An 11,948-nucleotide genomic window follows, 5' to 3' on the forward strand; every position below is an offset into this window, starting at 1 on the left:
CTCGCTCGCTGGTGATCCCACACTATTGCGGGTGCGCTCACGCGCGGGCGAAGCTCGCGACGGCCTCGAGGTGGTGGGTGTTCGGGAACAGGTCGAAAGCACGGATGCGACGCAACTCGTAGCCGCGCTCGCGCAGCAGCCCGGTGTCCCGGGCGAGGGCGACAGGATCGCAGGCGACGTAGACGAGCTGCCGCGGAGCGAGTTCGGCCAGGGCATCGACGACCTGGCGGCCCGCGCCCGATCGGGGTGGGTCGAGCACGACGGTGCCATCGCGCAGCCTCCCGCGCTCGGAGGCGCCGGCCGTCTGCAGCAGGCGCGCCAGGTAGTGATCGACGCGGGCGGTGACGGCGCCCGCCCCGATCCAGTCGGCGAGGTTCTCCCCGGCGTGATCGGTCGCTCGCGCGTCGCTCTCGACGCTCGTGATGCGCGTCCCTGGCCCGAATCGGTCGCCCACGGCCGCGGCCAGCAGGCCGACCCCGCCGTAGAGGTCGAGATTGGCGGCTCCCGGTTCGAAGTCCTCGACGTCGATGGCCTGTTGCACCGCATCCGTCAACGTCTGCGCGGCGCGCGCGTGCACCTGCCAGAATCCACCGAGCTCGAGCGCGAAGCGACGCTCGCCGACGCGTTCGTACGTCGTCTGCGGCGGGATGCGCTTGGGCTTGCCACGGCGATCACGTCCGACCGGGATCACCGTCGGGGAGCCATCGCTCGGGGCGATGAGCTCCACGTGGGCGACCCCCGGAAAGGCCTGTCGCAGCGGTGCGATGCCGGCGATGGCGGGATGTGCGAGCGGCAACGACTCGACGCCGACGACGTGGTGCGAGCGCGCCGCGAACGGCCCGACCTCCCCGCGCTCCCCGACCTGCAGCCGCACTCGGGTGCGCCAGCCGGCCCCGTTGCGCGCGGCATCCTCACCGACGCCCTCCGGAGGCTGGACGGCCTCCACCTGCAGGTCGCTGCTGAAGCGGGCCATGCGCTGCAGCGCATCCGTGAGCACCTGGCGCTTCAGTTCCCGCTGGTGCTCCAGCTCGATGTGGCCGAACTCCGCACCGCCCGCGCGCTCGTGGGGCGGCCGCTCGATGGATGCCTCGCGCCAGAGGTGGGCGCGCCGCTGCGGCGCTGCCTGGAGTACCTCGAGGGTCTCCGCACGCCAGAAGCTCTCGTGCCGGTTCTCGGTGACGCGCGCCAGGACGCGCTCTCCGGGAAGGGTGTCGGCGACGAAGACGACCCGTCCCTCGTGGCGGGCGATGAAGACGCCGCCGTGGGCTACGTTGGTGACGTCGAGCTCGATGTCGCGGGCGTTCTCCGCTGGAGCAGTGCTGGCGTTCGAGTTCGCGGCCATCCTTCGAGCATTCCACATGGGAGCGCCAACGCATGCGTCTCTACCTCGCCTCGACCTCCCCCGCCCGGCTCGCCACCCTGCGGGCCGCGGGCATCGAGCCCGTCCCGATCTCCCCGCACGTCGACGAAGAGGGGCTGGTGGCCGCTGTGGAGGAACGTGAGGCACGCCGGCTGGGGGCGGCCGAGATGGTGGAACTGCTCGCCCGGGCGAAGGCCGAGGCCATTCTCGGCCGTCGGGTTGACGACGAGCCGATCGAAGGGCTCATCCTGGGCGGCGACTCCGCGTTCCTCTTCGACGGAGAGATCTACGGCAAGCCGCATCTGCCCGAGGTGGCCCGCGAACGCTGGCTGCGCCAGAGTGGTCGCAGCGGGGAGCTCTACTCGGGGCACTGGCTGATCGACCACCGCGGCGGGCAGCCGGGAGCGGCATCCGGCGCCGTCGCATCGGCCCGGGTGAGTTTCGCGGAGCTCGACGAGTTCGAGATCGACGCCTACATCGCCAGCGGGGAACCGCTGAAGGTCGCCGGCGCCTTCACGATCGACAGCCTGGGCGGTCCGTTCATCCGATCGGTGGAGGGCGACCCCTCGACCGTGATCGGCCTCTCGCTCTCGACACTGCGCGACCTCGTGCGAGGCGTCGGCGTCGAGTGGACCACCCTCTGGAACCGGTGAGGTTGTAGGTAGTCGAAGCACTTGGGGACTTCTTTTGTGGACGGCCGCCTAAAGCCGGGTAGCCGCGCGTCCGTAGGCTGGTGAATCATGCCGCGCATCACCAAGGTTCTCATCGCCAACCGGGGCGAAATCGCCGTCCGCGTCATTCGCGCCGCGCGCGACAGCGGAATCCTCTCGGTCGCCGTCTACGCCGACCAGGACCGTGACGCGGTTCACGCCCGCCTCGCCGACGAGGCCTACGGGCTGGACGGCACCACGAGCGCCGAGACGTACCTCGTCATCGAGAAGCTGCTCTCGGTCGCCCGCCGCTCGGGTGCGGATGCGGTGCATCCCGGCTACGGATTCCTCGCGGAGAACGCGGACTTCGCCCGCGCCGTGATCGGTGCCGGACTGATCTGGATCGGCCCGAGCCCCGATGCCATCGAGCGCCTCGGCGACAAGGTGTCGGCACGGCACGTGGCCGAGAAGGTCGGCGCCCCGCTCGCGCCCGGCACCCTGAACCCCGTCGCCGACGCCTCGGAGGTGCTCGAATTCGTCGACGAGTACGGCCTGCCGGTCGCCATCAAGGCCGCCTACGGCGGCGGCGGTCGCGGACTCAAGGTCGCCCGCACCCGTGAAGAGGTGCCCGAGCTGTTCGACTCCGCCACCCGCGAGGCCGTCGCCGCGTTCGGCCGCGGCGAGTGCTTCGTCGAGAAGTACCTCGACGCGCCGCGCCACGTCGAGACCCAGTGCCTGGCGGATGCGTACGGCAACGTCGTCGTCGTCTCCACACGCGACTGCTCGCTGCAGCGCCGCCACCAGAAGCTCGTCGAGGAGGCGCCCGCGCCGTTCCTCACCGCAGAGCAGAACGCCGAGCTGTACCGGGCGTCGAAGGCCATCCTCAAAGAGGTCGGCTACCTCGGTGCCGGCACGTGCGAGTTCCTCATCGGCAAGGACGGCACCGTCTCGTTCCTCGAGGTGAACACCCGGCTGCAGGTCGAGCATCCCGTCTCCGAAGAGGTCACCGGCATCGACCTGGTGCGGGAGCAGTTCCGCCTCGCCGAGGGCGGCGAGCTCGACTACGACGACCCGGCCCCCCGCGGGCACTCCTTCGAGTTCCGCATCAACGGTGAAGATCCGGGTCGCAACTTCATGCCGGCTCCGGGCCCCGTGCACGTCTTCAAGCCCGCCGGCGGACCCGGCGTGCGCGTGGACAGCGGCGTGCAGGCCGGCGACGTGATCTCGGGCGCGTTCGATTCCTTGCTCGCCAAGCTCGTCGTCACCGGCGCCAACCGGCAGGAAGCGCTCGAGCGCGCCCGCCGCGCACTCGACGAGTTCGAGGTGGCCGGCCTTCCGACCGTGCTGCCCTTCCACCGTGACGTCGTGCGCGACCCCGCCTTCGCACCCGAGGACGGCGAGCCGTTCTCGGTCTACACGCGCTGGATCGAGACCGAGTTCCAGAACACCATCCAGGCGTGGACCGGCGAGGGCGGCGAGCCTGCGGCATCCGAGAAGCGCAACACCGTCGTCGTCGAGGTCGACGGGCGGCGCATCGAGGTCAGCCTGCCGATGCGGCTGCTGCCGGGAGCGTCGACCGAGAAGACCGCCGGTGCCGCTCCTCGACGCCGCGCCGAGCACCACGCCGTGAACACGGCGACCGGGGATGCGGTGACCGCGCCCATGCAGGCGACCGTGGTGAAGGTGGCCGTCGACGAGGGCGACCAGGTCGTCAAGGGCGACCTCATCCTCGTGCTCGAGGCCATGAAGATGGAGCAGCCGCTGACCGCACACAAGGACGGTCGCATCGCGAACATGAACGCGCCGGTCGGCTCGACGGTCTCGTCGGGGCACCTTCTGCTCACGATCGCGGACTGAGTCCCGGGCGCGCGTCGCTTTCGCTCTTTCCGAAAAGCGAGGAGATCCCGAAAAGCGAGGAGATCCCGAGCGACACGCCGGTCCGGAGCGCGACGCGCCCGGGTCGGACGCACGAACGCCTCGCTTTTCGGAATCTCCTCGCTTTTCGGTCTGGGCGGCGGGGCGTCGGTGTGGCGGCGGGCGCGCGTCAGAGGTTGACGATGTGCATGGCGCGCGCGGCATCCGTGATCGCGCCCGAGAGCGACGGGTACACCGGGAACGCCTCGGCGATCTGGTCGACCGTCAGCCGGTTCTCGACCGCCATCGCGAGCGGAAGGATGAGCTCGCTCGCCTTGGGCGCCACGATGACGCCGCCGATGACCGTGCCCGAGCCCGTGCGCGCGAACAGCTTGACGAAGCCCTCGCGGATGTTCATCATCTTGGCCCGCGGGTTCGAGGCGAGCGGCAGCTTGTAGACCTGGCCCTGTGCGATGCCGTCCTCGATCTGCTTCTGCGTCCACCCGACCGTCGCGATCTCGGGCTGGGTGAAGATGTTCGAGGTGATGTCACGCTCTTCTGGCGGGTTCACGATGTCACCGAGGGCGTGGAACATCGCGGTGCGCCCCTGCATGGAGGCGACGGAGGCCAGCGGCGGGAACGTCGTGCAGTCGCCGGCCGCGTAGATGTTCGGGATGCTCGTGCGCGCAACGCGGTTCACACGGATGTGGCCGCTCGAGGTCAGCTGCACACCGGCATCCTCGAGACCGATGCCCGCCGTGTTGGGAACCGCGCCGATCGCCATGAGGCAGTGCGAGCCCTCGATGACGCGACCATCGGCGAGCGTCACCTGCACGCCGTCGCCGACGCGCACCACCGACTGGGCGCGCGACTTCGAGAGCACGTTCATGCCGTTGCGGCGGAAGGCGTCTTCGAGCACGTGGGCGGCATCGGCATCCTCGCCCGGCAGCACCTGATCGCGGCTCGAGACCAGCGAGACCTCGGAGCCCAGCGCGCGGTAGGCCGACGCGAACTCCGCCCCCGTCACCCCCGAGCCGACGACGATGAGGTGCTCGGGAACCGACTTGAGCGAATACAGCTGCGTCCAGGTGAGGATGCGCTCACCATCGGGCACTGCGCTGGGCAGGATGCGCGGACTCGCACCCACGGAGATGACGATCGTCTCGGCCTCGATGCGGTCGAAGTCCGTGCCGTCGGCACCGAGTGCGGTCGAGACGATGACGGCGCTGGTGCCGTCGAGGCGCCCCTCCCCCTGGATGATGCGCACGCCGGCCGCCTCGAGGTTCGCGGTCATGTCTTCGGACTGCTGGCGTGCCAGGCGCAGAAGCCGCTTGTTCACGGCAGCGAGGTTGATCGCGACCTCGGGCCGCTGCGGCGTGCCGCTCTCGCCGCGCACGTAGAACTGCACGCCGAGCTCTGCCGCCTCCTTGATGGAGTTGGATGCCTCGGCCGTGGCGATGAGCGACTTCGACGGGACAACGTCGGTCAGCACGGCGGACCCGCCGACGCCGACACGCTCGATCAGCGTGACCTCGGCGCCGAGCTGGGCCGCCGAGAGCGCCGCCTCATATCCGCCGGGGCCTCCTCCGAGTACAGCGATCCGTTGTTTGCGCTCGAACTCGTAGGCCATTGCCCTATTGTCTCGTACCCGCGGATGCCGCTCCAAACCGGCCTTCGCCGCGTCGTCGCCGAGTCGACGCCGCGCCGACGCCGCGCCGCAGGATGCCGCAGCCATGGGGGCCGCGAGCGCGCCCTAGAGTGAAGGGATGCACTCTTCGACGACGAACCCGCTGGAGCACCCGAGCGCCGACCCGTTCGAGGTCGCCCGCACCGCGGCATCCGAGATCGCCGACCGCACCGGGATCGCCCGCCACGACATCGCCCTCACCCTCGGCAGCGGCTGGGGCAAGGCGGCCGACCTGCTCGGCGAGAATGTGGCCACCATCCCCGCGGCCGAGATCACGGGGTTTTCCGCCCCCGCCCTCGCCGGCCACGTCGGCACGCTGCGCTCGATCGCGCTTCCGAACGGCAAGCACGCGCTCGTCATCGGCGCCCGCACCCACTACTACGAGGGCCACGGCGTGCGACGTGTGGTGCACAGCGTGCGCACCGCGGCGGCAACGGGTGCCCGCACGATGATCCTCACGAACGGCGCGGGCGGCATCAAGGAGCACTGGACGCCCGGCACCCCCGTGCTGATCAGCGATCACATCAACCTGACGGCCGACTCACCCCTCGAGGGCGCGACCTTCGTCGACCTCACCGACCTCTACTCCGCCCGACTGCGGGACATCGCCCGCGAGATCGAGCCCGGCCTCGATGAGGGCGTCTACTGCCAGTTCCGCGGACCGCACTACGAGACCCCGGCCGAGGTGCAGATGGCCAAGACCATCGGAGGACACATCGTCGGCATGTCGACGGCCCTCGAGGCGATCGCCGCCCGCGAAGCCGGCATGGAGATCCTCGGAATGTCGCTCATCACCAACCTCGCCGCCGGCATCCAGAAGACGCCGCTGAGCCACGAAGAGGTGATCGAGGCCGGCCGAGCCGCCGAATCCGTCATCAGCGCCCTGCTCGCCCGTATCGTCACGAGCATCTAGGAGCCATCGATGACAGACACGGATGCCCCCGACCGCGTACTCGAGCAGGCCCGCGCCTGGCTGGCGCAAGATCCCGACACCGAGACCCAGGCGGAGTTGCGCGCACTGATCGACGCGGCCGAGGCCGGTTCTTCGCCCGCAGTCGAAGAGCTTCACGACCGTTTCGATCAGCGCCTCGTGTTCGGGACCGCCGGGCTGCGCGGCCGCATCGCCGCCGGTCCCAACCGCATGAACCGCGTGCTCGTGAGTCAGGCGGCCGCCGGTCTGGCGGCGTACCTGAAGAACCACGCGCCCATCGGCGCCGTGCCGAGCGTCGTGATCGGCTACGACGGACGCAAGAACTCCCAGGTCTTCGCCGAGGACACCGCCGCGATCATGGCCGGCGCCGGAGTACGCGCCATGCTGCTTCCGCGGCTGCTGCCCACGCCCGTGCTGGCCTTCGCCGTACGCCACCTCGACGCCAGCGCCGGGGTCATGGTCACGGCGTCGCACAACCCGCCCGACGACAACGGCTACAAGGTCTACCTCGGCGGCCGCGACCAGGGCTCCCAGATCGTCTCTCCCGCCGACGTGGAGATCGCCGAGGAGATCCTGCTGGTCGCATCCGGCGGCAGCGTGCTCGACCTTCCCCGTGGGGGCTACGAGGACGCCGGCGAATCGGTCGTCGACGCCTACGTCGAGGCCACCGCCGCGATCGTCTCGCCGCCGTCGGCGAGGGTGGCGACCCTGTACACCGCCATGCACGGCGTCGGTTGGGAGACCTTCCGGCGCGTGATCACCACGGCCGGCTTCGAGGAGCCCAAGGTCGTCTCGGCGCAGATCGAGCCCGATGCTGCGTTCCCCACCGTGTCGTTCCCGAACCCGGAGGAGCCCGGGGCGATGGACCTCGCCTTCGAGGCGGCCCGTGAAGCGGATGCCGAACTCGTCATCGCGAACGACCCCGACGCGGATCGGCTCGCGGTCGCCATCCCCGACGCCGCATCCGACACCGGTTATCGGCGCCTTAGCGGCAACGAGGTCGGGCTACTGCTCGGTTGGCGCGCTGCAGAGAGTGCCGCGCATGGGCTGAACGCCGGAGAGGGCACGCTCGCCTGCTCGATCGTCTCCTCCCCCGGCCTCGCGGCGATCGCCCGGTACTACGGCCTGGACACCTCGAACACCCTCACCGGCTTCAAGTGGATCTCCCGCGCGCCGGGCCTTCTCTTCGGCTACGAAGAGGCGCTCGGCTACCTCGTTGATCCGCATGTCGTGCGCGACAAAGACGGCGTCTCGGCCGCACTGGCCTTCCTGTCGCTCGCGGCCGACCTGAAGGCCGATGGGCTGAGCGTTGCGGATCACCTCCGCCGGTTCACCGAGACCTTCGGCGCCTTCGCGTCGTCGCAGGTCTCCATCCGGGTCAGCGACCTCGGCGACATCGCGCGACTGATGACACGGCTGCGCGAGGAGCCGCCCAGTCACATCGGCGACGTGCGGGTGGATCGCATCGATGACCTCGCGACGGGTTTCGGCGGCCTGCCGCCGAGCGACGTGCTGCGCATCTGGCTCGACGACGGCTCGAGGGTCATGGTGCGACCGAGTGGCACCGAGCCCAAGCTCAAGGTCTACATCGACGCGTCGAGCGAGGAGGGCACCGTGGACGAGCGCACGGCGGCGGCCACCGCCGCGGTCGCCGCGCTCGAGGCGGGCATGCGGGAGCTGCTCGCGTAGGAGTCGCGCGGGGGCGTTCCCTTCGACAGGCTCAGGGAACGACCATAGTTCCCTTCGACAGGCTCAGGGAACGGCGACCAGCGAAGAGGCGCGACCACCGCGTAAAGCCGCCGTCGTTCGAAAAGCAGCGCTCCCTGAGCCTGTCGAAGGGGCGCGACCACCGCGGATGGCCGGGTTCCCTTCGACAGGCTCAGGGAACGGCTACCAGCCAAGAGGCGCGACCCACCGCGCGAAGGCGCCGTCCTTCGAGAAGCAGCGCTCCCTGAGCCTGTCGAAGGGGCGCGACCACCGCAGGATGGCGGGTTCCCTTCGACAGGCTCAGGGAACGACCCGAGTTCCCTTCGACAGGCTCAGGGAACGAGCCCGAGTTCCCTTCGAAAGGCTCAGGGAACGGCTACCCGTGGGCACTCAGCCGACGGCGCGCTCGAGCTTGGCCGTGACCTCGTCGAGGTCGAAGTAGTTCTCGATCACGACCACGTCGGCATTGGTCTGGCCGATGTGGGCGACCAGTTCGGGCGAGGTGAGGATGACCTGGGCGTCGGCCGCGGCGACGGCGACGCCCGCGGCATCCGTCGCCGAGACGTCGGCCTCCACGTCGAGCCGTTCGAGCGCGCGTTCGGCATTGAGCTTGAGGATGGCCGAGGTGCCGACGCCGACCCCGCACAGAACGATGATCTTCATTCCGATACTCCCAACAGTGCTCGAACAGCATCGGCGTCACTCGCGGCGGCGAGGGCCGGGATGACGGAGTGATCGTTGAAGACGTTCGCGAGCTCGGCGACGACGCCGACATGATCGTCGGAACTCGTGACCGCGAGGCCGATCACGACACTGACGGGATCGTTGTGCGGATGCCCGAATCGCACCGGTTCCGCGAGCGTGATGACGCTGAGGCCGTCACGGCGAACGTCGGATCCCGGCCGAGCATGGGCGAGCGCGAGCCCTGGAGCGATGACGACATAGGCGCCGAACTCCTCGATGACCCCGATCATGCGTTCGGTGTAGTGCTCCGTGGTCGCGCCGGAATCCGCGAGAGCGTCACCCGCGGCGGCCACGGCCGCACGCCAGTCCACGGCGGGCGCGGCGACACGGATGGCCCGATCGGGCAGGGCAGGGAGCACGAAGGCGGTACCTCTCCAGTGGGGTGGGAACGACGGACTCAGGCCTGGTCGAAGCCACGGTTGATCGCGTCGATGAGCTCATCGCGCTCCTCGAGCGAGAGGAACGCCGCTGAGGCCGCGTTGAGCTGAAAGACCTCGAAGTCATCCACGTCGTAGGCGAACGCATCCGCGAGCAGCGCGAGTTCGCGGCTGATCGTCGTGCGGCTCATGAGACGGTTGTCGGTGTTGACGGTCACCCGGAAGTCCAGCTGGTACAGCAGGTCGAACGGGTGGTCGACCAGTTCGCTCCCCCACTGTGCGATGGCGCCGGTCTGCAGGTTGGACGACGGTGCGAGTTCCAGGGCGATCTCCCGATCGCGCACCCACTGGGCCACCGGACCGAGCGTGACGTAGGTGTTCGAGTCGTCTTCGCGCTCGATGGTGATGTCTTCGGCGAGGCGCACGCCGTGGCCGAGTCGCAGGGCGCGTCCATCGAACAGGGCCCCGCGGATGCTGTCGATGCCGTCGGCCTCGCCGGCGTGCACGGTGACGGGCAGGTACTCCTTGGCGAGGTAGTCGAAGGCGTTGAGGTGATTGCGAGCCGGGAAGCCGAGCTCAGCACCGGCGATGTCGAAGCCGACGACCCCGCGCTCGCGGTGGCGCACGGCGAGCTCGGCGATCTCGAGGCCATGGCCGGCGTGCCGCATGGCCGTGACGAGCTGCCCGATGCGGATCGACCCGCCAGCGGATGCCACGTCGTCGATCCCAGCCTCGATACCCGCCTGAACCGCCTCGACGGTCTGGTCGAGGGTGAGGCCTCGACTGAGGTGCTGTTCGGGTGCCCACCGGATCTCGCCGTAGATCACGCCGTCGGCGGCCAGGTCCTGCACGAACTCACGCGCGACCCGCTCGAGCCCCTCGGTGGTCTGCATGACCGCCGTCGTGATGTCGAAGGTCTTCAGGTACTCCACGAGCGAGCCGGAGTCCGACTGGTCGGCGAACCACGAGGCCAGAGCCGTGGCATCCGTCTCGGGCACGTCGAGGTCGATCGCGTCGGCCAGCTCGATGATGGTCTGCGGGCGCAGGCCGCCATCGAGGTGATCGTGCAGCGAGACCTTGGGCAGCGCGTTGATGCTGGCGCCACCGCCGGGAAGCAGGTACTCCGTCGGAATCGTGTTCACTGTTCCAGCGTATCGGCGCAGGCCGCGCGCGCACCCGTCCTCCCGACCGAAAAGCGAGGCGATCCCGGCCCAGCCCTGGCCGAAAAGCGAGGCGATCTTCGGCGCCACGCCGTTCCGCAGCGGGCCCAGACGGCGTGTCGGTCGAAATCGCCTCGCTTTTCGGAATGTCCTCGCTTTTCGGTCAGGAGGCGATGCGCTCCGCGATGAGGGGGCCGCCGTCGAGCACCGGGTCGCCCGCGTCGCCGATGCGATAGGCGCCCTCGAGCGCCTGCAGGGCGCGGTCGAACCGCTCGGGCTCGTCCGCCGCCAGCGTGAACAGGGGCTGGCCCGCACGCACGGAGTCGCCCGGCTTGGCGTGCAGCTCGATTCCGGCGGCGTGCTGCACGGGATCCTGCTTGCGCGCTCGGCCTGCTCCCAGACGCCAAGCAGCGATTCCGAACGGCAGCGCCTGCTGGTCGACGAGAACGCCGTCGCGTTCGGCCACGACCACGTGGTGCTCGCGCGCCACTGGGAGCGCCGCATCAGGATCGCCGCCCTGCGCCCGGATGGTCGCTCGCCAGGCGTCCATGGCGCGGCCGTCCTTCAGCGCGGCCTCCACGTCGGCGTCCGGCCGGCCGGCGAGCGTGAGCATCTCGCGGGCGAGCGCCACGGTGAGGGCCACGACATCGTCGGGTCCGCCGCCGGCGAGCACCTCGACCGATTCGGCGACCTCGTTCGCGTTGCCGATGGCGCGACCGAGCGGAACGTTCATGTTCGTCAGCAGCGCGGAGGTCGCGACGCCGGCATCCGTTCCGAGCTCGACCATGGTGCGCGCGAGTTCGCGGGAGCGCTCGATGTCTTTCAGGAACGCGCCCGACCCGAACTTCACATCGAGCACGAGGGCCTCGGTGCCCTCGGCGATCTTCTTCGACATGATCGAGGAGGCGATCAACGGGATCGCCTCGACGGTTCCGGTGATGTCACGCAATGCGTAGAGCTTTCCGTCGGCCGGCGCCAGGCCGCTGCCGGCCGCGCAGATCACGCCGCCGACATCGCGCAGCTGGGCGAACATCTCCTCGTTGCTGAGCGAGGCGCGCCATCCGGGGATCGACTCGAGCTTGTCGAGCGTTCCGCCGGTGTGCCCGAGACCTCGGCCCGAGAGCTGGGGCACGGCGACGCCGAAGGATGCCACGAGCGGCATGAGAGGCAGGGTGATCTTGTCGCCGACCCCGCCGGTGGAATGCTTGTCGGCGGTCGGCTTGCCGAGGCCTGCGAAGCTCATCCGCTCCCCGCTCGCGATCATGGCCAGCGTCATGTCGCGGATCTCACGACGGTCCATGCCGTTCAGGAAGATGGCCATGGTCATGGCCGACATCTGCTCGTCGGCCACATAGCCGCGGGTATAGGCGTCGATGAGCCAGTCGATCTCGGCGGTGCTCAGCGTGCCGGAATCGCGCTTGGTGCGGATCAGGTCGACGACATCGAATGCTTCAACGGGCACGGGGTTTCCTTCCGGT

10 protein-coding genes are annotated in these 11,948 nt (G+C 69.6%); 4 read left to right on the top strand and 6 right to left on the bottom strand.

What is annotated here, in order from left to right:
* Positions 1-37: 37 nt before the first annotated feature.
* Positions 38-1,342 (bottom strand): class I SAM-dependent RNA methyltransferase, encoded by a 1,305-nt coding sequence (locus WDJ51_RS02285; protein ID WP_337850799.1) that lies wholly within the window; start codon positions 1,340-1,342, stop codon positions 38-40.
* 32 nt (positions 1,343-1,374) lie between these two features.
* On the opposite strand from WDJ51_RS02285, the gene WDJ51_RS02290 reads away from it, so the two are divergent.
* Together WDJ51_RS02290 and WDJ51_RS02295 are read left to right on the top strand one after the other, a co-directional pair.
* Positions 1,375-2,013, top strand: coding sequence for a Maf family protein (locus WDJ51_RS02290; protein ID WP_337850800.1), 639 nt, complete (start codon positions 1,375-1,377; stop codon positions 2,011-2,013).
* Between the two features lie 87 nt (positions 2,014-2,100).
* Positions 2,101-3,867 (top strand): acetyl/propionyl/methylcrotonyl-CoA carboxylase subunit alpha, encoded by a 1,767-nt coding sequence (locus WDJ51_RS02295; RefSeq protein ID WP_337850801.1) that lies wholly within the window; start codon positions 2,101-2,103, stop codon positions 3,865-3,867.
* A 187-nt stretch (positions 3,868-4,054) separates the two neighbouring features.
* On the opposite strand, the gene WDJ51_RS02300 is transcribed toward WDJ51_RS02295, so the two are convergent.
* The gene (locus WDJ51_RS02300) at positions 4,055-5,494 is read right to left on the bottom strand and encodes an NAD(P)H-quinone dehydrogenase (RefSeq protein WP_337850802.1); all 1,440 of its coding nucleotides are present in this window, start codon (positions 5,492-5,494) and stop codon (positions 4,055-4,057) included.
* Positions 5,495-5,630: 136 nt separating this feature from the next.
* Here WDJ51_RS02300 and WDJ51_RS02305 point away from each other — a divergent pair, with 136 nt between their 5' ends.
* Together WDJ51_RS02305 and WDJ51_RS02310 are read left to right on the top strand one after the other, a co-directional pair.
* Positions 5,631-6,464, top strand: coding sequence for a purine-nucleoside phosphorylase (locus tag WDJ51_RS02305; protein ID WP_337850803.1), 834 nt, complete (start codon positions 5,631-5,633; stop codon positions 6,462-6,464).
* 9 nt (positions 6,465-6,473) lie between these two features.
* Complete coding sequence (locus tag WDJ51_RS02310; RefSeq protein WP_337850804.1) at positions 6,474-8,171, top strand: phospho-sugar mutase; 1,698 nt, start codon at positions 6,474-6,476, stop codon at positions 8,169-8,171.
* A gap of 408 nt (positions 8,172-8,579) precedes the next feature.
* Here the strand turns inward: WDJ51_RS02310 and WDJ51_RS02315 are convergent, their stop codons facing one another.
* The 4 genes from WDJ51_RS02315 to WDJ51_RS02330 all read right to left on the bottom strand — a co-directional run bounded on the left by WDJ51_RS02315 (position 8,580) and on the right by WDJ51_RS02330 (position 11,932).
* Positions 8,580-8,852 carry a PTS sugar transporter subunit IIB gene (locus WDJ51_RS02315; protein ID WP_337850805.1) on the bottom strand — a complete coding sequence of 91 codons (273 nt, stop codon included), beginning with the start codon at positions 8,850-8,852 and terminating at the stop codon, positions 8,580-8,582.
* Positions 8,849-9,292 (bottom strand): PTS sugar transporter subunit IIA, encoded by a 444-nt coding sequence (locus WDJ51_RS02320; RefSeq protein ID WP_337850806.1) that lies wholly within the window; start codon positions 9,290-9,292, stop codon positions 8,849-8,851. The genes WDJ51_RS02315 and WDJ51_RS02320 overlap by 4 nt, the downstream gene beginning before the upstream one ends.
* Positions 9,293-9,330: 38 nt before the next feature.
* The gene (locus tag WDJ51_RS02325; RefSeq protein ID WP_443218451.1) at positions 9,331-10,452 is read right to left on the bottom strand and encodes an adenosine deaminase; all 1,122 of its coding nucleotides are present in this window, start codon (positions 10,450-10,452) and stop codon (positions 9,331-9,333) included.
* Between the two features lie 181 nt (positions 10,453-10,633).
* A complete protein-coding gene (locus WDJ51_RS02330; protein WP_337850807.1) occupies positions 10,634-11,932 on the bottom strand; it encodes a thymidine phosphorylase in 1,299 nt (432 codons plus the stop codon).
* Positions 11,933-11,948: the final 16 nt, after the last annotated feature.

The sequence above is a fragment of the Rathayibacter sp. YIM 133350 genome, assembly GCF_037404875.1.
Classification (GTDB): Bacteria; Actinomycetota; Actinomycetes; order Actinomycetales; family Microbacteriaceae; genus Orlajensenia.